This window comes from Rhizobium sp. T1470 (genome assembly GCF_042140505.1).
GTDB classification, from domain to species: domain Bacteria; phylum Pseudomonadota; class Alphaproteobacteria; order Rhizobiales; family Rhizobiaceae; genus Rhizobium; species Rhizobium favelukesii.
The window spans coordinates 2,088,179-2,114,292 of sequence record NZ_CP148091.1; the positions used below are offsets into that span (position 1 = coordinate 2,088,179).

Here is a 26,114-nt window from a genome sequence, read left to right on the forward strand (position 1 = left end):
CGCTTTTTTTGTGAATGCCGGTTGACGCGGCTCGTATTTTTGCCGGGCACCTCTATGATTCGGGTATGACCGAATCAAAAGCAATGATCCTTGGCTGTAGCGGCCTTTCTCTTACTCCCGAAGAAAAGGCGTTCTTCAGCGCGGAGCGTCCTTGGGGCTTCATTCTGTTTGGACGCAATATTTCGGAGCCGCAACAGATCAGCGATCTCGTCGCGGAGATGCGAGAAGCAGTCGGTTGGCACGCGCCGGTTCTGATCGACCAGGAAGGTGGACGCGTCCAGCGCATCCGACCGCCGATCTTCCAGCACTATCCCACGGGGCAACAGCTTGGCGATATCTATCGGCAGAACAGAGAAAAAGGCCTCCGCGCCGCCTGGCTGATGTCGCGGCTGCACGCCTTCGATCTTTCGAGCCTTGGGATCAATGTGGACTGCCTCCCGGTGCTGGACGTTCCCGTGGAGGGCAGCAGCAACGTGATCGGCAACCGCGCTTACGGTGGCGATCCGATGACAGTCACGGCCATGGGACGTGCCGCAGCCGAGGGTTTGAAAGCGGGCGGTCTTCTCCCTGTCATGAAACATATGCCGGGCCACGGTCGCGGCTTTGCGGATTCCCATCACGAGCTGCCGGTCGTCGCGGTTTCGCGTGCAGAACTCCAGGTGCATGATTTCCCTCCGTTCATTGCCATGAAGGACGAATTGATGGCGATGACGTGCCATGTGGTCTTTGCAGCCGTCGATTCCGAGCACCCGGCAACCACCTCGCGCAAGGTCATCGCCGGTATTATTCGCGAGTACATCGGCTTCAAGGGTCTGTTGCTTTCCGATGATACATCGATGAACGCCCTTGCCGGCACGATCGGAGAGCGCGCCGCCAACATCATCGCGGGCGGATGTGATATCGTGCTTCATTGCAACGGCCACATGGACGAGATGCAGCAGGTTGTCGAAAATGTGCCGGTCTTGCAGGGCCAGTCGCTCTTGCGCGCACAAGCAGTGCTGAAGGGCTTCCCGAGCGCTGACAAGGCCGAGCAGGCTTCGATCCGCGCCGAATTCGATGAGATGTTTGCGACTGTCTGATCGCAGAAGGGACAGGGCAGGGTGGATACGGTCAAAGGCACGGAACGGCTGCTGACGGCGACGCCGATGGACAAGTTGTGGCAGGAGAACGGCGCCGAGCGCGCGAGCTCCGATCCCGCGCTGCTGATCGATGTTGCCGGCTTCGAAGGCCCGCTCGACCTTTTGCTCTATCTCGCCCGCAATCAGAAGGTCGATTTGTCCCGCATCTCCGTTCTTGCGCTGGCGGAGCAATATCTGCAGTTCATCGAAAGCGCGAGGCGGATCCGGATCGAGCTGGCAGCCGATTATCTCGTCATGGCCGCCTGGCTTGCCTACCTGAAATCGCGCCTGCTGATCCCGCAGCAGGCCAAGGACGACGGCCCTTCCGGCGAGGAAATGGCGGCAACGCTCGCCTTCCGCCTGAAGCGTCTCGAAGCGATGCGCGAGGCTGCGAGCGGTCTCGTCAACCGGAACCGCCTGGGCCGCGATATCTTTGCTCGTGGTGCGCCGGAGCACATCCCGGACAGGCATCCGTCGGCGTACACTGCCAGCCTCTACGATCTGCTGACGGCTTATGCGTCGCTCCGTCAGCGTCAGGCGGTAACGCAGGTGACGATCGCACGTCGCACTGTCTGGTCGCTGACCGACGCCCGCGAGCTTCTGACCCGCATCATCGGCGAGATCAGCGACTGGACAGCATTGGAATCCTACCTCCTGCGTTACATGGCGTCGCCGGAAGACAGGGTGACAGCAATTGCCAGTGCGTTCGCAGCTTCCCTCGAGCTCGTTCGCGAAGGTAAGCTCGAGATCCGTCAGGATGGAGCTTTCCAGCCGCTCTATATGAGACGAGGCCCTAAACATGGAACGCTGCAGGTCGTCGAACAGGAGCGACCGGCGTGACCGATCTGGAAGACGAACACATCGATAGTGCAATGGTGGAAGAGACAGAGGACGACGTTCGTGCAGAGACTGAGGCGGAGCGCATTGCCGAGGCATTGGTCTTCGCATCTGCGCAGCCCGTCTCAGAAGGGTTCATTGCCGATCGCCTGCCGCGTCCGTTCAACGTCCGTGGGATCATGCTGCGCCTGAAGGAGCAGTATGCCCATCGCGGCGTCAATCTCGTGCAGGTGGATGATGCTTGGGCCTTCCGTACGGCGGCAGACCTCTCCTTCGTCATCCGGCGCGACGAGAACGAAGCCAAGAAGCTGTCGCGAGCGGCCTTGGAGGTACTGGCGATCATTGCATATCACCAGCCGGTGACGCGCGCCGAAATCGAGGATATCAGAGGCGTCCAGACCTCCCGCGGCACACTCGACGTCCTGATGGAGGCAGGCTGGGTTCGGTTTCGCGGTCGCAGGCGTACGCCGGGTCGTCCCGTTACGCTGGGCACGACGCGCGATTTCCTTGATCATTTCGGCCTGGAAGAACTGCGCGATCTGCCAGGACTTGAAGAATTGAAGGGCGCAGGGCTGCTCTCCGGTCGCATCCCGGCCACCTTCAATATACCATCGCCGACAATGAACGACGAGTTGACCGAAGACGAAGATCCGATCACGCAGCTCGATCTCGAGGAACTCGGCCTGCTTGCGCCCGGCGGCGCGTCCGAAGACTAATCGGATTTGTCTTGGTTCCGCCACGCATCGCGAAAACAATGCCGATCACAGTTTTTCGAATGTGTCTTCTCTTGTCACAGAGGGCGATACCGTGACATTAAGCGACAATCCAAGGGGAACTTTGATGTTGGAATTGGTGTAGGAAGCTCTTACATCTGGAAACATCGCAACAGGGAGTTAGCGTAATGGGTTCATTTAGCATGTGGCACTGGCTGATCGTTCTGGCCATCGTGCTTCTGTTGTTCGGTCGCGGCAAGATTCCGGAACTGATGGGCGACGTTGCCAAGGGCATCAAGAGCTTCAAGAAGGGCATGAACGACGAAGACACCACGCCCGAGTCCACGACTGCCAAGACCGTCGATCACAAGGCCGACGAAACGAAGTAATCACCTCCGGGCAAACGTAGCCCCCACGTTTCCCGCTCAGGAGCCTTGAATGTTCGATATTGGCTGGACCGAGCTGCTTGTCATCGCGGTCGTACTGATCGTGGTGGTTGGTCCCAAGGACTTGCCGCCGATGCTGCGTGCGTTCGGCAAGATGACACAGCGTGCCCGCAAGGTTGCGGGCGAGTTTCGCGCCCAGTTCGACGAAGCATTGCGTGAAGCCGATCTGGACGAAGTACGCCAGACGCTGACGGACGCGCAGAAGCTGAACCCCGTCAACAGCTTGCGTGAGGCAATGAACCCGCTTCGCCAGATGGGCAACGAAATCAAGGCCGACCTGCAGAAGGCGACGACGGTCGAGAACAAGACCGAGGTTCCGTCCGCTGCGGTATCGGTGCCTGACCCGTCGATGAGCCTACCTGAGACGCCCCCGGTCATGCCGCCGCCTTCGCCTCAAGCCGCCGTAGCCGCTGAAATGCCTGGAGCCGCTGTTACCGAGAAGCCAAAGGCCGTGCGCAAGCCACGCGCCAAGGCTGCGGATAAGGCTGATGCCGCAGCGGCCATCGCCGTTGTTCCGGCCGAAAAGACGAAGCGCGCGCCTGCCAAGGCCGCGGCACCAAGCACGGCCACCGCAGCAAAGAAGCCGACGGTCGCCGCCGTTGAGGCCACAGTCGCTCCGAAGAAGACGGCAGCGAAAAAGAAGAAGGACGACGCATGAGCGGTGACATCGAGGACAAGCCACAGCCGCTGATCGAACACCTGATGGAGCTGCGCACGCGGCTCATGTGGTCGATTGGCGCGTTCTTCGTCGCTTTCATCGTGTGCTTCATCTTTGCCAAGCATCTCTTCAATGCCCTTGTCTATCCCTACAAGTGGGCCGTTATCTGGGCGCATCTCGATGTGTCCAAGGCACAGCTCATCTACACGGCGCCCCAGGAGTTCTTCTTCACACAGGTGAAGGTCGCCATGTTCGGCGGTCTGGTGATCGCCTTCCCGATTATAGCGGCGCAGATCTACAAGTTCGTGGCGCCCGGTCTTTACAAGAACGAGCGCGCTGCCTTTCTTCCGTTCCTGATTGCCTCGCCGGTTCTGTTCCTCATGGGCGCATCGCTGGTCTACTTCTTCTTCACGCCGATGGTCATGTGGTTCTTCCTGACCATGCAACAGGCGCCGGGTGAGGGCGATGTCGCGATCTCGCTGCTTCCAAAGGTCTCTGAATACCTCAGCTTGATCATGACGCTGGTGTTCTCGTTCGGCCTTGTCTTCCAGCTTCCCGTCGTTACCACGCTACTGGCGCGCGTCGGCCTGCTGACGTCGGACTGGCTTCGGGAGAAGCGCAAGTTCGCGATCGTGCTCGCCTTTATCGTCGCAGCGGTGCTGACGCCGCCAGATCCGATGTCCCAGATCGGCCTTGCACTGCCGACCATCCTTCTCTACGAGATTTCCATCTACGCGGCGCGACTCGTGGAGCGCCAGCGTGTCCGCGAGGCGGTCGAAGAGGCTGAAGGAACCACGGACGTTGCCAAGTCGGACAACGTCTGACCGATCTGCTTCAATGAGCGCTTCCAAGCATCCGGTCGAGGCCCAGCCGGGCTTTGGCCGGCTTATCTTTTTACAACGACCCTGGAACGACGATGCTCGATATCAAATGGATCCGTGAGAATCCCGAAGCGCTCGACGCGGCACTCGCCAAGCGTGGTGCCGAGCCTTTGTCCGAAAGCCTGATTGCGGTCGACGAAAAGCGCCGTTCGGCCATTCAGAAGGTCCAGGACATGCTGTCCCGCCGCAACGCCGCCTCCAAGGAGATCGGCGCTGCGATGGCGCAGAAGAACAGCGAACTTGCCGAAAAGCTCAAGCTCGAGGTGGCCGACCTGAAGGTGCTGCTTCCGGCCGAGGAAGAGGGCGAGCGTCAGGCGACGGACGAACTGAATGATGCACTGTCGCGCATTCCGAACGTCCCGCATGACGACGTGCCGGTCGGCAAGGACGAGCACGACAATGTCGTTGCCCGCGTCGTCGGCGAGAAACCGCGCTGGAACCATACGCCGAAGGAACACTTCGAAATCGGCGAAGCGCTTGGCTACATGGACTTCGAGCGGGCCGCAAAGCTCTCCGGATCGCGCTTCACCGTGCTGACCGGTCCGCTTGCGCGGCTGGAGCGCGCGCTCGGCCAGTTCATGATTGACCTCCATACGGGCGAGCATGGCTACACCGAAGTCAGCTCGCCGCTGATGGTGCGTGACGAGGCGGTGTTCGGAACAGCGCAGCTGCCGAAATTCGCGGACGATCTCTTCAAGACGACGGACGGCCGATGGCTGATCCCGACCGCCGAGGTGACACTCACCAATCTTGTCTCCGGTGAAATCCTCGACCAGGAGAAGCTGCCGCTTCGTTTCACCGCGCTGACGCCGTCCTTCCGTTCGGAAGCCGGCTCAGCTGGGCGCGACACGCGTGGCATGCTGCGCCAGCATCAATTCTGGAAGTGCGAGCTCGTCTCGATCACCGATGCCGAGAGCTCGCTTGCCGAGCACGAGCGCATGACCGCCTGCGCGGAAGAGGTGTTAAAGCGCCTCGGCCTGCATTTCCGCACGATGACGCTCTGCACCGGCGATATGGGCTTCGGTTCGCGCAAGACCTACGACCTCGAGGTCTGGTTGCCGGGCCAGAACACCTACCGCGAGATCTCGTCCTGCTCCGTCTGCGGCGATTTCCAGGCGCGGCGCATGAACGCGCGCTATCGCGGTAAGGAGGACAAGGCAACGAAGTTCGTTCACACACTGAACGGCTCCGGCACCGCCGTTGGCCGCTGCCTGATCGCCGTTCTGGAGAATTACCTGAACGAGGATGGTACGGTGACTGTTCCGGACGTTCTGCTGCCATATATGGGCGGTTTGAAGAAGATAGAACGGGCGGCCTGAGCCGATGCGCATCCTGCTCACCAACGACGACGGCATTCACGCAGAAGGCCTCGCGGCGCTGGAGCGGATTGCGCGCACGCTGTCTGACGATGTCTGGATTGTTGCGCCGGAGACTGACCAGAGCGGCCTTGCGCATTCGTTGAGCCTTTCTGAACCGCTGCGGCTGCGCAAGATCTCTGACAAGCATTTCGCGCTGCGCGGAACCCCGACCGATTGTGTCATCATGGGCATCAAGCAGGTCATGGACGTCAAGCCGGACCTCGTGCTTTCCGGCGTCAACTCGGGCTCGAACGTCGCCGACGACGTCACCTATTCGGGCACCATCGCAGGCGCTATCGAAGGCACGATGCAGGGCGTTCGCTCGTTTGCGTTGAGCCAGGCCTATTTCCACCAGGATGGAGCAAGGACTGTCCCCTGGGAGGTCTGCGAGGCGCATGCGCCGGCACTTCTCGAGAAGCTGATGTCACTCGAATTGCCCGAGGGCACATTCCTGAACCTCAACTTTCCGAATTGCCGACCCGAAGAGGTCGAGGGCGTGGACGTGACGGCGCAGGGCAAGCTTGCCTTCAACCTGCAGGTCGATGCCCGCGCCGACGGACGTGGCTTTCCCTATTACTGGCTCAGGTTTGGGGAGCGTGCCGGCGCCTTCGTCGAGGGCACCGATATCCACGCCCTGAAGCATCGCAAGATTTCGGTAACTCCTTTGAAACTGGATCTGACTGATTATTCCGTACGGGACCGCGTGGCGCGGGCGCTTTCGAGTACGGAGTAGATTGTTTTGACGGCACGGCTGGTCGAGAAGGAAGGGTTTGCGGCGCTCGTCTTGAGGCTGCGGGCCGAAGGCGTTTCCGATCTGGATCTTTTGACCGCGGTCGAGCAGACGCCGCGCTCTTTGTTCGTGCCGCCGCAGTTTGCGGAGCACGCCTATTCGAGCCGCACGATCCCGATCGAATGCGGCTCATTTCTCGAGGGCGTCGATCTGGCGGTCAGGATCCTTCACCACCTGAAGATCAAGCCGGGCCAGCGTGTGCTTGAGGTCGGCACGGGCAGCGGCTTCATGTCGGCCGTCATGGCCCGCATGGCCGAACGCGTGCTGACGATCGACCGTTACAAGACACTGACGACGAATGCGCAGCGCCGCATCGACTCGCTCGGGCTCCGAAACGTCATCATCCGCCAGGCTGACGGCAGCGCCGGCCTGCAGGGCGAGGGAACCTTCGACCGTATCGTGGTCACCGCTGCGTTCAATTCGATGCCGCGGTTCTACACCGACCAACTGGTCTCAGGCGGCTCGATGATCGCGCCGCTGATGATCTCAGAGAATGAATGTCGCCTCGTGCGGCTCACGAAGACGGGCAGCCGCTTCGAGCGCGAAGAACTGTTCGATACGCCCTATCTTCCCATTGTCCCGCGCCTGGCGTCTCAACTCTGAGGCGAGGCGGTGGCGTAGGCTGCTATGGTTAGCATTCTCTCAAAAAAATCTCGCAGATTTCGGTACCTTAACCGCGTGGTAATACTAACGCGCTTTAATAAACCCACAAATGGTTGCGTTCATCAGTGGGTCGAGTCATGCGTTTCAGTCTTTCGCCAAGAGTAGGCAAGTCTGCCGGTAATGTCCTGATAGCGGCTTTGCTGGCGAGTGCCGCAACGGGTTGCAGTTCCGATGTGACACGTTTCGGTGGTCTTTTCTCGTCATCCGGTCAGGATCAGATGACGACCAACTCAATCCCTCGCAGAAATATGCAGGCCGATCCGGTGCCGCAGGCGGATTTGGAGCAGGGCGGGTACTCGGCAAGCAATCAAGCGATGAACCAGCCGTATCCGGCACAGTCCACTTATGGCGCCTCCAGTGCTCGCATGGCCTCGGCACCGGTCTCTGTTCAGCGTTCCGACCTTGCTGCACCTTCGGCAGTGGCGCCTGCAGCGCCGTCCCGCGAAAAGCAGGTGGCTCTCGCGCAGCCCTTCCCAGCAGCCGCTGCTCCGAAGAAATCGGCGCCCATTCTCGCTCCGCCAAAGATGGCAACCGACTCGATCGTCACGGGCACGACCCCGAAGGTGTCCGGTTGGTCGGCAACCAACGCGCCATCTGTCACGCTTCGTCCGGGCGAGACCATCGCGACACTTGCCAATCGCTATGGTGTGCCGGAGAAGGAAATCCTTCGTGCCAACGGCTTCAAGACGGCGGCAGCCGCGAAGCCTGGCCAGATCATCCTGATCCCGACCTTCAACGGCGGCAATGCGGCCAAGGCATCCGCTCAGACGACCAACCTTTCCAAGGGCGGACACTTGCCTCAGCCGGGCAAGCAGCAAGAGCAGAACGTTGCCGTCGTTCCGGGCGCGAACTCCGCTCGCGACAAGTCGGTTGCAAGCGCAGATCCGGCGGGCAAGCTTGCGGCTGGTGCAGGCAAGGGGCCCAAAGGCGCTGGCGGCACCTATGTCGTCAAGCCTGGCGACTCGCTTGCCAAGATCGCCAAGGCGACAGGCAACAGCATCGACGACCTGAAGGCTGCCAACAACCTCTCTGCTGGTTCGATCCGCATCGGTCAGGAGCTCAATCTCCCGGGCGGTTCGCAGGATGGAATGAAGACAGCCTCCATTCCGGCAAAGGCAGAGCCGAAGCCGGTCGCTCAGCCCGCCGCCGCAACGACGACTGCCGCCGCGCAGCCGGCAACCTACAAGGCTCCGGTCGCGACCGAGACTGTGGACGAGGCTGCGAAGAAGGAAGTGGCTTCGGCGGCACCCGAGGCGACCGGCATCGGCAAGTATCGCTGGCCGGTTCGTGGTGCGGTGATTGCTGCCTACGGCGCCAACGTCAACGGCAGTCGTAACGATGGTATCGACATCTCCGTGCCGCAGGGGACGCCGATTAAGGCCGCCGAAAACGGCGTGGTCATCTACGCCGGCAATGGGCTGAAGGAACTCGGCAATACGGTTCTCGTCCGCCACGACGACGGTACGGTCACCGTCTACGGCAACGCTGATACCTTGAGTGTCAGCCGCGGCCAGAAGATCCAGCGCGGCCAGACCGTCGCCGTTTCCGGCATGAGCGGCAATGTCAAGCAGCCGCAGGTTCACTTTGAAGTCCGAAAGGATGCGACCCCGGTCAACCCGGTTACTTTCCTCGAGTAGGTTATGCGTTTGAGGATGCTCGAAAGCCCGGCCCAAAGCCGGGCTTTTGTCATTCGGCACGGTCGAGGGCGATGCGCATACGGCCAGCCAGATCCTGAATGTACTGCCAGGCAACGCGGCCAGAACGCGCGCCGCGCGTGGTGGCCCATTCCAGCGCCTCCGCATGCATCTTCTGGCGATCGACGGGTAGCTTGAAGTGGTCGGCATAGCCGTCGATCATCGTCAGATAGTCGTCCTGGCTGCATTTGTGGAAGCCGAGCCAAAGGCCAAACCGGTCGGACAGTGAAACCTTTTCCTCGACGGCTTCGGAGGGATTGATTGCCGTCGACTGCTCATTCTCCATCATGTGGCGTGGCAGCAGGTGACGCCGGTTCGAGGTTGCATAGAAGAGCACGTTGTCCGGCCGCCCCTCGACGCCGCCGTCAAGGGCTGCCTTGAGCGATTTGTATGCCGTGTCATCGTGGTCGAATGAAAGGTCGTCGCAGAAGACAATGACGCGATGGGGCGTATCCTTGAGAAGATCGAGCAGCGTCGGGAGGCTCGCAATGTCTTCGCGATGCACTTCCACCAGCTTCAGCGATACTCCGCTCTCACGCCGCACATCTTCGTGAACAGCCTTGACCAGCGACGACTTGCCCATGCCGCGCGCGCCCCAAAGGAGAACGTTGTTTGCCGGGTAGCCGTCGGAAAAGCGCACCGTGTTTTCGTGGAGGATGTCACGCACGTGGTCCACGCCTCGGATTAGCTTCAGGGCCACGCGGTTCGGTCGTGCAACGGGCTGAAGGTGCTGACGGGCAGGGGACCAGACGAAGCAATCGGCCGCGTTCCAGTCGTTGATCGCAGGCGCCGGGCCAGCCAACCGGTCGATCGCATCCGTCAGTCGGCGCAACTCCGCCAGAATGGTGTTGTTGAAGTCTTCGGCCATGGGCCTTCCTCCTGAATTCTGGTTGCAACCAGCGTACTGTGTCTTTTGCCTGCGGCCTAGCATGGCCTTTTGCGAGCGGAAAGGTTACGAGGCAGCGGAATCGGTACGGTTTCCGGCTGTTTCTGTTGCATTCGCAAGGACCATAATTATAGTCCGGCCACCCGAGAAAAGGCGGAGTTCCGCCCACGGAAAGTTTTGAGGAGTTTAGCATGTTCATCACCCCGGCATTTGCCCAGGCTGCCACCGATAGCGCGGCGTCGCCGTTCGGCTCCGGCTTCGAAATGATTATCCTGTTCGTGCCGCTGATGGTCGTCTGGTATTTCCTGTTGATCCGTCCGCAGCGCGCCCAGGCCAAGAAGCGCGAAGAAACGCTGAAGGCGATCCGTCGCGGCGATCAGATCGTCACTGGTGGCGGCCTTGTCGGCAAGGTCACCAAGGTTGTTGACGACAAGGAGCTCGAAGTGGAGATTGCAGACGGAGTGCGCGTTCGCATCGTCCGCACCGGCATCTCGGAAATTCGCGTCAAGGGTGAGCCGGTAAAGGCAGACGCTGCGTAGTATTGCGAACCCAGTTGTGAACCGGGCTGGGCCGGGTCGGAAATAGTCGAGAGAAAATGCATCGTTTTTCCCGCTTGAAGGCTGTTCTGATCTGGGTTTTGGTGGTGGCGGCCGTGGTAGTCGCGGCCCCAAATTTATTGTCAGACGGGCAGCGTTCTAAGCTGCCCGCATGGCTGGCTCACAGCCATGTTGCCCTCGGCCCGGATGTGCAGGGCGGTTCCCATCTGCTTTTCCAGATCGAACGCGCCGATATCGTCAAGGAACGGCTTGAACGCACCGTCGCGGATATTCGTGGCAAGTTGCGCGAATCTAACATTCGCTACACCGGCCTGACCGGCAACGACCAGGACGTCACCGTCAAGATTACCGATGCCGGCCAGGTGGACGCTGCAATCAATGCCTTGAGCGCGCTGACAGCGAGCAGGAAGAGCGGCTGGTTCGGCGGCTCGATCCAGAACTTGACCCTGGAGAGGGGCAACGTCGGACAGCTCACGCTGCGAATTTCCAAGGATAGTATCGACGAAGGCATCGCGGCTGCCCAGGCGCAGTCTCTGGAGGTTGTCGAGCGTCGCATTGCCGGCCTCGGGATCAAGGATTATTCTGTTCGCGCAGATGGCCGCGACCGCATCGACGTCAAAGCCCTGGGCTCGATCGACGTTGAGCGGCTGAAAAATATTCTGAACGAACCCGCTCAGCTTTCCGTCCGGATGATCGACGACAGCATGTCGGGTCAGCAGGCCCTTGCCGGTCGCTGGCCAGCGACCTCCGAGGTGCTCTATTCGCTGGACGATCCGCCCGTTCCTTACCTCGTCGATCGCACGGATTTCATAACAGGCAAGAATCTCGTCGATGTTCAGGCCGTCGTCGATGCGCAGACGAAAGCGGTTGCTATTAGCTACAAGCTGGATTCTGAGGGAGCCGAACGCCTCGCACAGAAGACGCGCCAGAACATCGGCCGACACCTTGCCATCCTCTTCGATGATCAGGTCATGGCGGCGCCGATGATCAATGCCCCGATCGTGGATGGCATGGGCACGGTACCGGTCAGCTTCAGCGAGGACGGCGCCCACGATCTTGCGCTGATGTTGCGAGCCGGCGCTCTGCCGGCGACGTTGACGACCGTGGAGGAGCGCACCGTCAGTACTGCCCTCGGCGCGGAATCGAAGCGCGCCGGTTTGGTGGCCGGCTTCGTCGCTGCGGTCCTTGTCATCGGTTTGATGTTTGCGTTCTATCGCAAACTGGGCATCATCACCGGCATCTCGCTTGTCTTGAGCCTCGTCCTCATTCTCGCCGTGCTGAGCGCAATCGGTGCGACCCTGACGCTGCCCGGCATCGCTGGCATTGTCTTGATCATAGGCATGGCTGTGGACGCCAACGTGCTCGTCTACGAGCGGATTCGCGAAGAGGCAAAAGCAGGTCACTCCTTCGCGGACGCGATCGACAACGGCTTTTCCCGCGCCTTTTTGACGATCCTTGATGCCAACGTCACGATCATCATTGCGGCCGTCATTCTCTACTATCTCGGCAGCGACACCGTTCGCGGTTTTGCTGTGACGCTTGCGGCCGGAATCCTGACGACGGTTTTCACGACGTTCACGCTGACCCGCTGGATCGTCGTCACCTGGCTTCACCGCAAGCATCCGCGGCATCTGCCGAGGGATGTTCAGACAGGCATTTTCGACCGTGCGAACATCCGTTTCATGGGCATCCGAAGGTACACCTTCACGGTGTCGGCCGCACTTTCGATCTTGGCTATGGTCGGCTTCGCGACCGTTGGCGCGAATCTTGGGGTCGACTTTGCCGGTGGTTCGCACGTGGAGGTCAAGGCGAAGCAGGGCTCTGCCGATCCGAATGATATCCGCGCGCGTCTTAGCGATCTGAACATCGGGGATATCGAGGCTCGTCGCCTTGCCGACGCCTCGACGGCATTGGTTCGCATTCAGGCGCAAGGTGGCGGCGAGAATGCCGAGCAGTCTGCAATGACCTTGCTGCGTGATGAACTGGCGGACGACTATGAGATCCGAAGCGTGGAGGTTGTCGGTCCTGCCGTGTCGGGCGAACTGACGAGGGCCGCGACGTTGGGCTTACTCGGCTCGCTCGCTGTCATCCTGCTTTACATCTGGCTGCGTTTCGAATGGCAGTTTGCGATCGGTGCGATCATCGCGACACTGCACGATATCATCCTGACGCTTGGCCTCTTCGTGCTGACAGGCATGGAATTCAATCTGACGAGCGTTGCGGCCATCCTAACGATCGTCGGCTATTCGCTCAACGACACGGTCGTCGTCTACGATCGCATGCGCGAAAACCTGAAGCGCTACCGAAAAATGCCGCTGCCGATCCTCATCGACGCCTCGATCAATCAGACGCTGTCACGCACAGTTCTGACGGCCGCGACGACGTTGCTGGCACTGCTGGCGCTCTGCATGTTCGGTGGTGAAGTGATCCGCCCGTTCGCCTTTGTGATGCTGTTCGGCGTTGCCGTTGGCACCTTTTCCTCCATCTACATAGCTGCTCCCGTGCTGATCGCTTTCAAGCTCCGCCCGGACGCGGTCGATAGCGATCAAAACAAGAAAGTGGCCGAGCCGGGTACGAACTCCGGCAATCCGGCAGTGTGAGAATATGGCAAGAGGCATAGAAATCCGCGAGGCGCATTTCCCTGGACGCGCGCCCATCGATACCTACGGCAATGGCGGTTTCCGTTTCGCCGACATGTCCCATCGCGGATCGATCCTTTGCCTGCCGTCCGGCATCTATGGCTGGGACATGGATATGTCGAAGCCGCTGGCCGTCGAGAATTTTCAGAAGGTGCTCGATGAGGCAGCCGAGATCGAGGTCCTGCTGATCGGTACTGGCAACGACATGCGACCAATCCCGGCTGATTTGAAGGCTGCCTTGAAGGCAGCCGGCATTTCATCCGATCCGATGAATACGGGTGCTGCGGTTCGCACCTTCAATATCATGCTGATGGAATCGCGCGCCGTTGCCGCGGCACTGATAGCGGTCTGACAATGGCCGATCAGTCTTTGACGAACCAGGACATTTGCCTGGCGACGCTACGCGACAATGACCGCGACCGATACCTTGCCTGTCTGCTGTCGCCGGATGACAAACGCGGCGCCCTGGCAGCGCTTTACGCCTTCAGCGCCGAGCTCGCACGGATTCGCGATCTGGTGCATGAGCCGCTTCCCGGAGAGGTTCGCATGCAGTACTGGCGTGACCTGCTGGAAGGAAGTGCGCACGGCTCCACCCAGGCGAACCCGATTGCCGCCGCCTTGCTGTCGGCGATCGAAGCCCACCATTTGCCACAACAGACGCTCGTGAACATGATCGATGCTCGCATCTTCGATCTCTACGACGATCCGATGGAGACGCGCCTTTCGCTCGAAGGCTATGCCGGCGAGACGGCGTCTGCCCTCATTCAATTGGCCAGCCTGGTGCTTGCGCCGGAGGAGGCGGCAAGATCCGCCGAGGCTGCCGGCCACGCAGGCGTTGCGCAGGCGATTGCTGGCCTGCTGCTTTTGATGCCGCTGCATCGTCATCGCGGACAGCTCTACATTCCCGTCGAAATCCTATCCGCGACGGGACTTGATCGCGATGCGTTTCTTTCGGGCGAGGACAGGCCGCGCATCTCTGCGGCGATCGAAGCCTTTTCCGGACTCGGCCGCGACCATCTCGCCAAGGCGAGAAGTGTCGCGATATCACCAACCGTATTTCCGGCCTTTCTGCCTGTCGCTCTGGCGGAGCCGGTTCTCGTCAGTGCCCAGAGGGCTGGCGCAGGATTGTTCGAGCGTCAGCTGCAGCGCTCGCAGTTGCGACGCCAGGCGGTTATGTTGCTAGCGTTGATGCGCAAGAAAATCTGATCCTGTTTAAACTCGCGCAAGGCTCGTGCGGTATAAGGGCGCCGTTGCAGCTTTGATCGGAGAGCGATGTGAGCATTATCGTCTGGTGCGTTATTTTCGCAATCGTCATCTTCATCGCCTTTATGTCGACGCGCATGGCCGCGCAGAACAAGGAAGATGGCCTCCACGATACAGGACTGGCCATCATCGAGTTCAACCGTGCTTTCCCGAATGAAGCAATCCGCCAGTTGCAGGCGACCGCCAACGGCCAAGCGATGTTCGTGCGCCTGCATGACAACAAGGCGGGCTTCATGCGCAACATGCAGAGACATTATTCATGCCACATCATCGAGCCGGGCAGAGTGCGTGTCCTGAGTTCTGAAACTGGCAGCGGCCTCAGCATCGAGTTCCTTGATGCTCCGCATCAGAACGGCACGTTCGAATTCGCCTCCGCCAAGGAGGCATCAGAGGTCTCCCTCTGGCTGCTCGGCAACTACGTGGCGGAACCTGACAAGGCATTGCCGCCGCACAATTCCACGGCCGCACACGGCCAGTAGCGGAGCCCCTGGCGAACCGGCATATCCTTTCGCCGCGGCCATTCCGCATTCACGATCATCCTTATCGGCGTTGCCTCTCGCGGGACGCATGGCTACGGCCGTTTTGCCGTTGCCTGCCGGCCGAAATAGGCGCAAGATTTGCGCTCATCCGGCAAATGTTTGAGTTTGTGTTCACAAACGCGATGGAGGTGCGTGATGCTTGCGATCAATGATACCGCTCCGGATTTCGAAGCCCAGACGACGGAAGGCAAGATCAGTTTTCACCAGTGGATCGGCAATTCCTGGGCGGTGCTGTTTTCGCACCCCAAGGATTTTACCCCCGTATGCACGACCGAACTCGGTTACATGGCGCGGATCAAACCTGAATTCGACAAGCGTGGTGTGAAGATCATCGGCCTTTCTGTCGATCCGCTCGAACGCCACACCAGCTGGATGAAGGACATCGAGGAAACGCAGGGCTACCGTCCGAACTATCCGATGATCGCGGATGTCGATTACGCGGTATCGAAGCGCTACAACATGCTGCCTGCCCTGGTGTCCGGCGATCCGACGGACCGCACCCCAGCCGATAACCAGACCGTCCGCAACATTTTCGTGATTGGGCCCGACAAGAAGATCAAACTGGTTATGGTCTATCCAATGACGACAGGTCGTAACTTCGATGAGGTGCTGCGGGTGATCGATTCCCTCCAGCTTACCGCCAAGCACAAGGTCGCTACGCCGGTGAACTGGAAGAATGGGGAGGACGTGATCATCGCCGGCTCAGTCTCCGACGACGAGGCAAAGAAGCAGTATCCGCAGGGTTGGCGCGCACCGAAGCCCTATATCAGGATCGTGCCGCAGCCGCACGGATAGTCGATCGCAAACTGTGCCGCCACGCAGGAGGTAGGGATGATCTTCCGGCAGCTGTTCGATCCAGTATCGAGTACTTATTCCTATTTGCTGGCAAGCCGGAAGGGCGGCGAGGCGCTGATCATCGATCCGGTGTTGGAAAGGGTCGATCGCTACCTCCAACTCATCCATGAACTCGACCTGAAGCTGGTCAAGGCCGTAGACACGCATCTCCACGCCGATCACATCACAGGACTTGGCGCTCTGCGCGACAAAACCCATTGCATCACAGTGATGGGGGAGCAGACAAAAGCCGATGTCGTCTCGATGCGGCTTTGCGACAACGACAAGCTGACCATCGAGGGGCTTTCCCTGGACGTGATCTATACGCCAGGCCACACGGACGATTCCTACAGTTTCGTGCTGCCCGACCGCGTGTTCACCGGCGACACGCTGCTCATCCGCGGCACCGGCCGGACCGATTTTCAGAACGGTGACCCGAGAGCACAGTTCGAGTCGATATTCGGTCGGCTTCTAAAGCTTCCGGATTCAACGCTGGTTTTCCCGGCGCACGATTACAAGGGGGATACGGTCTCTACCATTGGCGAGGAGAGGGCCTTTAACCCGCGCCTGCAGGTGACGTCTGCCGATGAATATGCCGACCTGATGAACAATCTGAAGCTCTCGAATCCGAAGATGATGGATGTTGCCGTCCCCGCCAACATGAACGTCGGGATGAACCAGGCTAACGTCATGCGCCACGGCTGGGCACTGACGGCGCAACAGGCACTGAGTGTCGTCGGCCTCGGCGATGTCGCTTTGATCGATCTGCGCGAGAACGCCGAGCGGCAGCGAAACGGTACGATTCCGGGATCGCTGCACGTGCCGTATCCCTCGCTCGAGGAAAGCATAGGCGCGGGCGGAATGCTGCATGAACTGGCAAGCTCAACCCGCAAGAGGCTTCTCTTCTATTGCGCGTTCGGTGAGCGATCGGCAATGGCCGTGCAGGCAGCGCACGATGCCGGCCTTCCCCTGGCCTTTCACATTGAAGGCGGCATCGACGCCTGGAAGAAGGCGGAAGGACCGATCGGGCATTAGCGGGCAGCCTAGGTGAGCCATGCAATGGTGAAGCGGCGATCAATTCTGACCTGTCCCATCTGCTACCGATCGGCAGAGACGATGCCGTTAATGCCTGCGTTTGGTTCCACGAATGCCGAGGCTGCGGCGCGACGCTCAACGGTTCGCTGTCCACCGGTTCAGGCCGGGAACCCTCGCCGTATTGTCACGCGACTTGAAACACAGCCGCGTAGTGGTAGGGCGGGAGATCGACGATCCGCAGCATGGTAAGGCCGGCCGGCTCAACAACGGTGCGGACGGCTTCGATTGGCATGCGCGTCTCGGTTCGCGGTCCGCGCGGCTGACCAAGCACAACCGTTTCTTCCCGCGGCCGCGGATGCCAATTCACGATGCAGAATAACCCATCTGGCCGCAGAGCTGCCCGGACGGAACGCGCAAGGCCAGTCTGGTCAGGAACGCCGTGGAATGTGTTGGCGATCAGGACATAATCGACCGGCTCATCCAGGCGTTCGGCCAGGGAGGTGGCGTCCGCGCAGATCCACTGGCGAACGGACGCGTGCCTTCGTTCAACTTCGGCCTTCGCCAACTCGATCATATCAGGGTCAAGATCAAGCGCCGCAAGGCGTCCGTCGACCAACTCAGCGAGCGGGCCGGTGAAGTAGCCGTCGCCGCAGCAAAGGTCGAGCACGCTCATGCCGTGCCGAATGCCGACCTGCTGAAGCAGCCCTTCCGGATCGGGCCAGAGCGCGGACCACCAGTCCCGGTCCGGCATGGATGTGCCTTGAAACAATGCTGCCATCAGCGCACTCTTTTCGAGGACGTTACGCCGCACAACATCTTCGATTCTGACAACCGCCGACCGATGGCAGCATCGAGAATACTGATACGCGCGGCCCGATCATGCACTCTGCGCGAGTTTAATGTCGAGCCCAAGCCAGTTCGCACAATCAGCAAGGGCGCGCCTCGCGATAAGCTGCCGCTTCATGATGGTCTTATCCTTGCCGCGGAAGCGCTTCACGCCCTCGGGCTTGACGATCGAACCGGGCTCGAGTTCGGGGAAAAGGCCGAAGTTGATGTTCATCGGCTGAAACGACCGCTTGCCAGGCTCCTCGTCATTGACGATGTGACCGCCTGTGATGTGGGCGAGCAGTGAGCCCAGCGCCGTGGTTGCGGGCGGCAGCGATACCGTTTCTCCCTTCCGCTCGGCAGCGGCAAACCGGCCTGCCATAAGCCCGACACTGGCGCTTTCGACGTAGCCTTCACAGCCGGTGATTTGTCCGGCAAAGCGCAGGCCCGGGCGTGACTTGAGCGTCAGAGACGGGTCGAGCAGCGTCGGTGAATTGATGTACGTATTGCGGTGAAGGCCGCCGAGGCGGGCGAATTCGGCATTTTGAAGTCCCGGAATCATGCGAAAGATCTCTGCCTGGGCGCCGTATTTCAGCTTCGTCTGGAAGCCGACCATGTTGTAGAGCGTACCGAGCGCATTGTCCTGCCGCAACTGCACGACAGCGTAGGCCTTAACCGCCGGGTTGTGCGCATTGGTCAGGCCCATCGGCTTCATGGGGCCGTGACGCAGCGTTTCGCGACCGCGCTCTGCCATCACCTCGATCGGAAGGCAGCCATCGAAGTAGGGTGTCCCTTCCCATTCCTTGAACCCGACCGTATCACCGGCAATCAGGGCATCCACGAAGGCATTGTACTGCTCTTCGGTCATCGGACAGTTGATATAGTCCTTGCCGGTGCCGCCCGGGCCGACCTTGTCGTAGCGAGACTGGTACCAACAGGTATCCATGTCGATGCTGTCGCGATGAACGATCGGCGCAATCGCATCGAAGAAGGCCAGCGCATCCGCCCCCGTCTCGGCCTGGATGGCGCTCGCAAGGGAAGGCGCAGTCAGGGGGCCGGTCGCAACGATTGCAAGATCCCATTCCTTCGGCGGCAGACCGGTCACTTCTTCACGAACGACTGTGATCAACGGATGCCCGTGGATCGTCTTGGTGACGGCTTCGGAAAATCCGTCGCGGTCGACAGCCAATGCGCCGCCGGCCGGGACCTGGTGCTTGTCCGCACAGGCCATGATCAGCGATCCCGCCAAGCGCATCTCGGCATGGATGACGCCGACCGCGTTGCTGGTCGCGTCATCGGACCGGAAGGAATTGGAGCAAACGAGCTCGGCCAGATCGTCGGTCTTGTGAGCGTCGGTGCCTCGCACGCCACGCATCTCGTGCAGGATCACGGGCACGCCGGCGTTTGCGATCTGCCAGGCCGCCTCTGAGCCAGCGAGCCCGCCGCCGACCACGTGGATGGGAGAATGGGAAGAGGTTTTGTTCATGCGCGGCTGATTACCACGCTGGAGCGGCACAGGAAACCGAAGAATTGACGACCGTTCGATGCACGCGCCGACGCTCTTAGATATCCAGTTCCAGCCGAGCGCCTGTGTCGCTCGCTGCCGGCACGGCGCAGCAGATCAAAGCTTCCTCATCGGCGGCGTCGGCGGTCGGCTCCTTGAGATAGGCGACAGCGCCGGAGAAGATCTTCGTCCTGCAGCTCCCGCAATTACCGAGGCGACAGTTGAAATCAGGCGCCAAGCCATATGTTTCGGTAAGCTCCAGCAAAGTGCCTGATCCTGGCTCCCAGCGCGCTTCCTTGCCTGAGCGCATGAAATACACTGGCTGCGGTTCGCCAGCGGCGGCGCGCGCTGTCGGCCGCTTGGCTTCATCGCCCGATCGCTGGATAGACGCCGATCCAAACGCTTCGGCGTGGATGCGGTTATCGGCAATATTCAACCCACGCAGGCCGTCGTGCACGGACTGCATGAAGCCTGCTGGACCGCACAGATAAAAATCATAGTCGTTGAACGGCAATACTGTGCTCAGCAGGTTCATGTCGACGCGCCCCTGCTGTTCGTAGTCTTCGCCAGCGACGGTATCGGAGGTATCGCTGAGCAGGCGGACCAGCCTGACGACGCCACCGGATGCCGCGGCGAGTGCCTGCAGCTCGGTATCGAATGCGCGCTCCGACTTGCTATGTGCGGAGTAGACCAGCCACGTCGGTCGTATCCGGCGGGTGCGCAGGCCTTCGTAGACGACATGCCGGAGCATGGCGAGCAATGGCGTTATTCCAATGCCGGCGGCCAGCAGAACGGCAGGACGTCTCTCTGTGGCGTTGATCGTGAACGCGCCGACAGGGGCGCGGGCCTCGATGATGTCACCTTCTCGGATGGCGTCGTGAAGACGCGTCGAGACAAGTCCCTCGCGCTTGACGCTGATGCGATACGGACCATCGGAGGGCGCCGAGGAGATCGTATAGGTGCGCACGGCGGGTACCTGCGATCCCTCCACATTGATGCGGACAGGCAGATGCTGCCCGGAGACATGGGGAATGATCCCGCCTGCATCTGTCGGTTCGAGATAGAACGAGCGCACGCTCGCGCTCTCCTGGACGATCCGGGCGACGCGGAAGGGCCGCCAGCTCTTGGCGATGGCTGTCGCGCGAAGCCGCGCGGCGGCCTCATTCCAGCTGCCGGTCATCAGAGAATTGGGAGATGGACCATCGGTCCGCGAACGCCAGCGAAGCGGCGACGCTTCTTGTCTGTGGACGATCTGCGTCGGGCGAAAGCGCCACAGTCGCTCAGCACCCTGGAAGGCTGCTATCTCCGGCGATTCCAGGATGACCTGCGCGTCGCCCGTCAATTGCAGCAGATCGCCGTTCTCGAAATCCGCAAAGACCAACCCCGCCCGCGGATTGGCGAGGATGTTGCCGAGCGTGTTGAAGAAGAGATTGCCGGCAAAGTCCGGGATCGTCAGAACGCCGTCCTCGCCGATCCGTACGAAACCCGGCCTGCCGCCACGATGCGAAACATCGATCTGGCGCTCGCCATCCTCGCGATCGACGTAGGAGGCGACAAAAAACGTATCGGCCTTAGCAATCATTTCGGCGGGACGCCCATCAAGGCTGTTGAAATGGACAGGGTCGTACCCTGAGCGCTCCATCGGGTCCCGCACGAAGTCGAAATCGCGCAGCTGGATATATTGCGGGCAGTTTCCGTAGGATTGTCCCACGCGCACATCGAAGCCGTCCTGCTCCGTTCTATGGACGGTACCATTCAGGCGGTTGCGGCGGCGCGTGTGGAGTTCGATGCCAAGCATAGCGATGGCCTTGCCGTCGTCGATTCCCGCGTCGGCCGGATCAAGGTGTTCACGCGGAAGGGCGACGCTCAGCATATGGATGTCCGGGCTCTCAAGGAAACCCGGACGATTGGCACGTAGCGTTGCCCATGCATTGCCGTCCGCATCTACCGTTCCCAGGACGATGAAGGGCAACTGCGCATAGAACTGGCGGTGCTGATCGATCAGGTGATCTCGCAGCACGCGCCGGCCCACCTCGTCCATTCGCTTGGCGACGCCGACCTTTTCGTGCAGTGCGATCTCCCCGGCGTGCCAAGGAGAGGACTTGGTGCTTTGTGCCTCGATAGGCATAGCGGGCTCCCTATTGGAGTGTGGTCGGCCGCAGCGCAATGGAACGCCTCAAGCCGCCTCGACAATGCCGACTGGCGATTTCTGGAATGGTTGAAAGCCGGGCAGGGCTTCTATCCGCTCAAGCCATGCCGTCACATTGCGGTAGGCGGACCGGTCGACATTTCCTTCCGGTGCGCGGGCGATGTAGCTGTAAAGGGCGACATCGGCGATGGTCGACCTGTTCGCGGCGATCCACTCGCGATCAACCAGGCGGTCATCGATCAGTTGGAGGATTCGATGCGCTCTCGCGATCACGTCCTCGGAGTCGAACTTCGCTCCGAACAAGGTCACAAGCCTTGCCGCACACGGGCCATAGGCGATCTCGCCGGCAGCGACCGATAGCCAGCGCTGGACCGCCGCTGCAGCTGCCGGTTCCTCCGGGAGCCATCCCTCGGGCGCGTACTTCTTGGCGAGGTAGACGAGGATGGCGTTGGAATCGCTGATGATGACGCCTCCATCTTCCAGCACAGGCAACTGCCCGAACGGATTGAGGGCAAGGAAGCTGGCGCTTTTGTGCTCCCTGGCAGCAAGATCGACCTCTACGACATCGACGTCGACGCCAATAAGCGACAGGAAGAGGCGGGCGCGATGCGAATGGCCCGAGAGAGGATGCGAGTAAAGCTTCATCGGTCTAGTCTCCGTGTTGAGGTGACCAGACAATAATTGTTTCCGCCCGCGTGCTGAATTGCGATATCATGAAAGAAACTATTTCATTTAGCGGAATATTACGGGTGAGCAGATGGATCGGCTTCAATGCATGAGGGTTCTGGTCAAGGTCGCCGAGACGGCGAGCTTTGCGCAGGCAGCGCGCCAGCTTCACATGAGCCCGCCGGCGGTCACACGCGCGATCGCTTTTCTGGAGGAAGCCACAGGGGCGCGGCTCTTCGTCCGCTCCACGCGCTCAGTAAAGCTGACGCCGTCGGGCAGCCGATATGCCGATGACTGCAGAAGGATCCTCAGTGATATCGACGAGGCGGAAGCCTCGGCTGGCGGATCTCATTCAACTCCATCGGGAACGCTAACCATCACGGCGCCGGTTCTATTCGGTCAGATCTATATCGTCCCGATTATGACGGACTTTCTCAGCATGCACCCGGCCGTCACCGGGCGCGTCCTTCTCTTCGATCGGATGGTCAATCTTGTGGAGGAGGGCATCGACGTGGCAATCCGCATCGGCCACCTGCAGGACTCGGATCAGCAGGCGATAAAGGTCGGCAGCGTGCGCCGCGTCGTGTGTGGAGCGCCGGCCTACTTCGAGCGTCACGGCGAACCGGCAACGCCAGCCGACCTGGCCCAACACGTCACGATCGTCAACACGGGCTCATCGGCGCCATTGGACTGGCACTTCTCGCCCAACCATACGCCCGTCAAGCTTCATCCGCGCATGTACTGCAACACTGTCGATGCATCGATTGCAGCGGCGGTGACTGGATGGGGCCTGTCACGGACCCTGTCCTATCAGGTGGCGGAGCATCTTGCCGCCGGTCGGCTGAGAATAGTGCTCGAGGATTATGAGGAAGAGCCACTGCCAATCCACGTCGTTCATGTGGAGGGCAGGCATGTCTCGGCCAAGACGCGCGCCTTCGTTGATGTCGCGGTTCAGAAGATAAAGACGCTCAGACTGTAACTGCCGGGATCCGATGCCACATTGGTGACATCCACGAAGTTCAAGCCATTGTCCTAGCGGAGGCTTCGTATCGTTTGGACATGAAGCTTATTCGATCGAGATTGTTCAGGATATCGACCATGTCGCATGCTTCGCGCCACGTCATCCGAGCCATCTGCACGTCGTTCAGTTCGGCCGGCTGCTGTGTCGTGGCGTCGACGACGGTCCACAAACCGTCCTCCATGCGAAGATTATATCGGCGCATCACGCATGTCTCCCTTAGGCAACGGCGGGATACTTTCACAATGGTTAATATTAGTCCACCCTAAAAGAAAGGCCGAAATCACGGTATCAACAGGCAACCAAGATCGTACCTTGCCGCCGTGCCGCGTTCGCATCGTGCAGCGATTCGGGCCTAGGGATTTGGTTCGCGCTCGTCTCGCGTTAACGGGGTGTCGCTCATCGCGAAAGGCCCGGAATCAAAAACGGCGCCCGAGGCGCCGTCTTGGAAGCTTCACGCTCGCCGCTATTAGCGGAACGAGCGGGAAGCGATGTTGCGAATGTCGTAGCGGCTAACGCCAATGTCGGCGAGCGTCTGGTTGGAGAGGTTACCAAGTTCGCTGAGCGTGCGGCGGTAGCTAATCCAGCTCTTTGCAATGCGGATCGGGTTCATGTTCGTCTTCCTCAGAATGATCGTCGAGGGCGGCGCCATCGCCGCCTCGTCGTTGACATTCATATAGGCGTTTCCTGTCGTATTGTGCAGTGCAAAGAAAAGGCATCTGCTATGCAATTGTGCATGCGATGCTCATTCCGGATGCAGTGATTACTCTCTGTGCGCGACAAGAAGGGAGGTCAAAACGACCGCAACCATTGCGGAAGCTGTGAGCCAGATAAAAGAAAACGCCCGTTGCCAAGGGCAGCGGGCGTTTTATCAAGGCGATCTGCTTGGGAGGATAGCGGACCGCTTGGATTAGCGGGCAGAAGCCTCGCGAGCAACGCGATGGATGTCAGAGCGGTCGATGCCGAGGTCGTGCAATTCGCGGTTGGTCATGCGGCCGAGCTCGGTAACGGTCTGACGGTACTTGCGCCAGTTGTTGAAAGAGCGTGAGAAGTTCATTTTAATCCCCTTTCGTAGGGCTTGTGATTTGCCAGCTGCCGCCGATCGGCGCTGACCTCTATTTGATGAGCAGAATATATGTTGCACTGCGAAGTCGCGCCAGACACAAGATTTCAGACCACCTATGCGTTGGATGCAGATCTCACGCCGCTATTTACGCAATGAAGCCGGAATTTGGTCAATCATTAGGCAGAATGGTTTGCCGCCGATCGGCTGGTGCCGGCCTTTTTGCCTCCAGCGACCAATCGACGACGGCCGGTATATGCGGTTGCCTCCCTCAAGGAGGACTCCCGCAGGTTTGGGGCTGTCGGCAGTGGCTGCGAACCGTTGCTGCATCCGGTCACTGCCACCAGGCCATTGGTCGGGCGCTGCATGCGGGGAGAGGCATCGGCGCTGCTGCCTTGAAGGCACTGGAAAACCAGACATGTGATATTTTCGGGTATGGAAAACCAAACGCCCACCGGGGGAGGATCCGGTGGGCGTCATGAGGGTGACTGACAACTGGGAGGAGGAGTGTTGTCAGTCCATCGGAGGGCGCTGGGAGGAGGAGTGCGCTTCTCCGAATTTTGTTACGAAGATCATCTTCGCAGGCTTCCCGAAAAGCGGGGCAGGGGCGCCATCCCCTGTCTTATGTCAAACATATAGGACGCCTGATCGAGATATTGCAGTGCAATATACTCATGTTGCCCATGCGCCGAGTGCATGGCTAATGAGGAGGCGCTATACATTCGCGATTTGACGTTGTTGATCGGTTAATGAGCACTCCCAAATTCGCCCAGGGAGAATTCATATGGGAATATTTCCCTCGCGCTAATCAGTGGCTATAAAGCAAAGAGGAAGCGCGTCATCGCGCGTTTGTCGGAGTAGGGCATGTACCGCGGTCGATTGGAGCGAGATCTTTCCGTTTGGGTGGAAAAGGGGCTTTTGCCGGAGGCGACCGCAGGAGCGCTGCTGAGTGAGTATGATGCACGCCCGGCAAGCTTCAGCCTCGGCAGCGTGCTGACGATCCTTGCGGCAATCTTACTTGGGGCGGCGATCCTGCTGGTCGTCGCTTCGAACTGGGAAGCCATTCCACGCCTTGTGCGCGTCGCCGTCATTCTTGTCATCATCTGGGCCGTGCATCTCGGTGCGGCGGTTATGCTGAGGCGCGGTGCGACGGCGGCTGCGGGCGGGCTGCTGGTGATCGGTACCTTGTCTTTTGGCGGAGCGATTTCGCTGGTCGGGCAGATGTATCATCTGTCGGGAGACGAGCTGACGGTGATGTATCTCTGGTTTGCCATGGCTGTGATTTCGGCGGTGCTGTTCGGCTCCGGCGTCGTCGCCGCGGTGGCGGGCTTTCTGTCCTGGGGCAGCTTTGCCGCCTATCTCGATACCTACGACACGCGCTGGGTCGGCCTCGATCCTTGGGTCGTGCCGCTCATGGCGGCAGTGGTCATTGGTCTCGTGCGCTTCACCGGCGCTGATCGTGTCCGTCATCTGGCATATCTGCTGCTCGTCGGCTGGCTCACCTGGCTCTACGCGGTGAACGAGAATTTCTGGCTCGCGCTCGTCTATGCCATTGCTGGCATGTTGGCTTTCGTGCTTGTCAGTCTGCCGCCGCCGCGCCTTTCCACGCTCATCAGAAGTGCCGGTTCCGCTCCTGCCTTCTACACCTTCCTCGTCGCCGTGATTGGCCTGTTCTTCCTGCATGTTGAACTCGAGCATGGCTGGCAGTTCGTAACATTGGCGCTCGTGACGCTGGGGGCCGCGGTCCTTGCGATTGCGCTCCAAGGCCGGAACAATGGCGCGGTGCGCTATTTGGCTTACACGGCGTTTGCCATTGAGATGCTCTACCTTGCATCGGTGACCGTCGGGTCGATTCTTGGCACATCGAGCCTCTTTTTGTTCTCGGGGCTTTTCGTTGCAGCCGTTGCGTGGATCGTCATTCGCCTCGAGCGCCGATTTGCCATTAGAACCCCGGAGGCAAGCCTGTGAGCATTTTTTC

The 26,114-nt window shown here is 60.2% G+C and carries 27 protein-coding genes; 19 read left to right on the plus strand and 8 right to left on the minus strand.

The annotated features are described in order from the left end of the window. Positions 1-65 precede the first annotated feature (65 nt). From nagZ to WGT02_RS10590, 10 genes are all read left to right on the plus strand, one after another. Positions 66-1,079 (plus strand): beta-N-acetylhexosaminidase, encoded by a 1,014-nt coding sequence (gene nagZ, locus WGT02_RS10545; protein ID WP_024317442.1) that lies wholly within the window; start codon positions 66-68, stop codon positions 1,077-1,079. Between the two features lie 21 nt (positions 1,080-1,100). Continuing rightward, entirely contained in the window at positions 1,101-1,958 is an 858-nt protein-coding gene (locus tag WGT02_RS10550) for a ScpA family protein (RefSeq protein WP_024317441.1), read from the plus strand. Positions 1,959-1,990: 32 nt separating this feature from the next. Beyond that, entirely contained in the window at positions 1,991-2,671 is a 681-nt protein-coding gene (gene scpB / locus WGT02_RS10555) for an SMC-Scp complex subunit ScpB (protein ID WP_208250452.1), read from the plus strand. Between the two features lie 185 nt (positions 2,672-2,856). After that, entirely contained in the window at positions 2,857-3,057 is a 201-nt protein-coding gene (locus WGT02_RS10560) for a twin-arginine translocase TatA/TatE family subunit (RefSeq protein WP_024317439.1), read from the plus strand. Between the two features lie 49 nt (positions 3,058-3,106). Further along, a complete protein-coding gene (gene tatB / locus WGT02_RS10565) occupies positions 3,107-3,772 on the plus strand; it encodes a Sec-independent protein translocase protein TatB (RefSeq protein WP_208248067.1) in 666 nt (221 codons plus the stop codon). Next, the gene (gene tatC / locus WGT02_RS10570; protein WP_208248065.1) at positions 3,769-4,596 is read left to right on the plus strand and encodes a twin-arginine translocase subunit TatC; all 828 of its coding nucleotides are present in this window, start codon (positions 3,769-3,771) and stop codon (positions 4,594-4,596) included. Before tatB ends, tatC begins: the two co-directional genes overlap by 4 nt. Positions 4,597-4,688: 92 nt before the next feature. Continuing rightward, positions 4,689-5,972 (plus strand): serine--tRNA ligase, encoded by a 1,284-nt coding sequence (gene serS / locus WGT02_RS10575; protein WP_024317436.1) that lies wholly within the window; start codon positions 4,689-4,691, stop codon positions 5,970-5,972. Positions 5,973-5,976: 4 nt separating this feature from the next. Beyond that, a complete protein-coding gene (gene surE / locus WGT02_RS10580) occupies positions 5,977-6,744 on the plus strand; it encodes a 5'/3'-nucleotidase SurE (RefSeq protein ID WP_024317435.1) in 768 nt (255 codons plus the stop codon). A 6-nt stretch (positions 6,745-6,750) separates the two neighbouring features. Beyond that, entirely contained in the window at positions 6,751-7,404 is a 654-nt protein-coding gene (locus WGT02_RS10585) for a protein-L-isoaspartate(D-aspartate) O-methyltransferase (protein WP_024317434.1), read from the plus strand. A gap of 137 nt (positions 7,405-7,541) precedes the next feature. Continuing rightward, the gene (locus WGT02_RS10590; RefSeq protein ID WP_024317433.1) at positions 7,542-9,101 is read left to right on the plus strand and encodes a peptidoglycan DD-metalloendopeptidase family protein; all 1,560 of its coding nucleotides are present in this window, start codon (positions 7,542-7,544) and stop codon (positions 9,099-9,101) included. A 49-nt stretch (positions 9,102-9,150) separates the two neighbouring features. On the opposite strand, the gene WGT02_RS10595 is transcribed toward WGT02_RS10590, so the two are convergent. After that, positions 9,151-10,026: an ATP-binding protein gene (locus WGT02_RS10595; protein ID WP_024317432.1), complete on the minus strand. Its 876-nt coding sequence runs from the start codon at positions 10,024-10,026 to the stop codon at positions 9,151-9,153. Between the two features lie 209 nt (positions 10,027-10,235). Between WGT02_RS10595 and yajC the strand changes: the two genes are divergently transcribed. The 7 genes from yajC to WGT02_RS10630 all read left to right on the plus strand — a co-directional run bounded on the left by yajC (position 10,236) and on the right by WGT02_RS10630 (position 16,911). Beyond that, complete coding sequence (gene yajC, locus WGT02_RS10600; protein WP_024317431.1) at positions 10,236-10,583, plus strand: preprotein translocase subunit YajC; 348 nt, start codon at positions 10,236-10,238, stop codon at positions 10,581-10,583. A 56-nt stretch (positions 10,584-10,639) separates the two neighbouring features. Then, complete coding sequence (gene secDF, locus WGT02_RS10605) at positions 10,640-13,201, plus strand: protein translocase subunit SecDF (protein WP_225039638.1); 2,562 nt, start codon at positions 10,640-10,642, stop codon at positions 13,199-13,201. A 4-nt stretch (positions 13,202-13,205) separates the two neighbouring features. Beyond that, on the plus strand, positions 13,206-13,592 hold the full coding sequence (locus tag WGT02_RS10610) for an Mth938-like domain-containing protein (protein WP_024317429.1): 387 nt from the start codon (positions 13,206-13,208) through the stop codon (positions 13,590-13,592). A gap of 2 nt (positions 13,593-13,594) precedes the next feature. Next, positions 13,595-14,446, plus strand: coding sequence for a phytoene/squalene synthase family protein (locus WGT02_RS10615; RefSeq protein WP_024317428.1), 852 nt, complete (start codon positions 13,595-13,597; stop codon positions 14,444-14,446). Between the two features lie 68 nt (positions 14,447-14,514). Next, positions 14,515-14,982 (plus strand): hypothetical protein, encoded by a 468-nt coding sequence (locus WGT02_RS10620; protein WP_024317427.1) that lies wholly within the window; start codon positions 14,515-14,517, stop codon positions 14,980-14,982. Positions 14,983-15,177: 195 nt separating this feature from the next. Then, on the plus strand, positions 15,178-15,837 hold the full coding sequence (locus WGT02_RS10625; protein WP_082321189.1) for a peroxiredoxin: 660 nt from the start codon (positions 15,178-15,180) through the stop codon (positions 15,835-15,837). Between the two features lie 36 nt (positions 15,838-15,873). After that, positions 15,874-16,911, plus strand: a complete 1,038-nt coding sequence (locus WGT02_RS10630) for an MBL fold metallo-hydrolase (RefSeq protein WP_024317425.1) — start codon at positions 15,874-15,876, stop codon at positions 16,909-16,911. Between the two features lie 184 nt (positions 16,912-17,095). Here the strand turns inward: WGT02_RS10630 and WGT02_RS10635 are convergent, their stop codons facing one another. From WGT02_RS10635 to WGT02_RS10650, 4 genes are all read right to left on the minus strand, one after another. Beyond that, complete coding sequence (locus tag WGT02_RS10635; RefSeq protein WP_208248063.1) at positions 17,096-17,689, minus strand: class I SAM-dependent methyltransferase; 594 nt, start codon at positions 17,687-17,689, stop codon at positions 17,096-17,098. Positions 17,690-17,788: 99 nt separating this feature from the next. After that, positions 17,789-19,222 (minus strand): methylenetetrahydrofolate--tRNA-(uracil(54)-C(5))-methyltransferase (FADH(2)-oxidizing) TrmFO, encoded by a 1,434-nt coding sequence (trmFO, locus tag WGT02_RS10640; protein WP_024317423.1) that lies wholly within the window; start codon positions 19,220-19,222, stop codon positions 17,789-17,791. A gap of 76 nt (positions 19,223-19,298) precedes the next feature. Beyond that, positions 19,299-21,368 (minus strand): pyridoxamine 5'-phosphate oxidase family protein, encoded by a 2,070-nt coding sequence (locus WGT02_RS10645; RefSeq protein ID WP_024317422.1) that lies wholly within the window; start codon positions 21,366-21,368, stop codon positions 19,299-19,301. 48 nt (positions 21,369-21,416) lie between these two features. Continuing rightward, on the minus strand, positions 21,417-22,034 hold the full coding sequence (locus tag WGT02_RS10650; protein ID WP_024317421.1) for a glutathione S-transferase: 618 nt from the start codon (positions 22,032-22,034) through the stop codon (positions 21,417-21,419). Between the two features lie 112 nt (positions 22,035-22,146). Between WGT02_RS10650 and WGT02_RS10655 the strand changes: the two genes are divergently transcribed. Next, positions 22,147-23,034 (plus strand): LysR family transcriptional regulator, encoded by an 888-nt coding sequence (locus tag WGT02_RS10655; protein ID WP_037069563.1) that lies wholly within the window; start codon positions 22,147-22,149, stop codon positions 23,032-23,034. 40 nt (positions 23,035-23,074) lie between these two features. Here the strand turns inward: WGT02_RS10655 and WGT02_RS10660 are convergent, their stop codons facing one another. The 3 genes from WGT02_RS10660 to WGT02_RS10670 form a co-directional block, all read right to left on the minus strand. Next, complete coding sequence (locus WGT02_RS10660; RefSeq protein ID WP_208248061.1) at positions 23,075-23,278, minus strand: hypothetical protein; 204 nt, start codon at positions 23,276-23,278, stop codon at positions 23,075-23,077. A gap of 264 nt (positions 23,279-23,542) precedes the next feature. After that, positions 23,543-23,686: a DUF1127 domain-containing protein gene (locus WGT02_RS10665; RefSeq protein WP_065814346.1), complete on the minus strand. Its 144-nt coding sequence runs from the start codon at positions 23,684-23,686 to the stop codon at positions 23,543-23,545. 297 nt (positions 23,687-23,983) lie between these two features. Then, complete coding sequence (locus WGT02_RS10670; protein WP_003558908.1) at positions 23,984-24,130, minus strand: DUF1127 domain-containing protein; 147 nt, start codon at positions 24,128-24,130, stop codon at positions 23,984-23,986. Between the two features lie 870 nt (positions 24,131-25,000). Here WGT02_RS10670 and WGT02_RS10675 point away from each other — a divergent pair. Beyond that, entirely contained in the window at positions 25,001-26,104 is a 1,104-nt protein-coding gene (locus WGT02_RS10675) for a DUF2157 domain-containing protein (protein ID WP_208248059.1), read from the plus strand. Positions 26,105-26,114 lie beyond the last annotated feature (10 nt).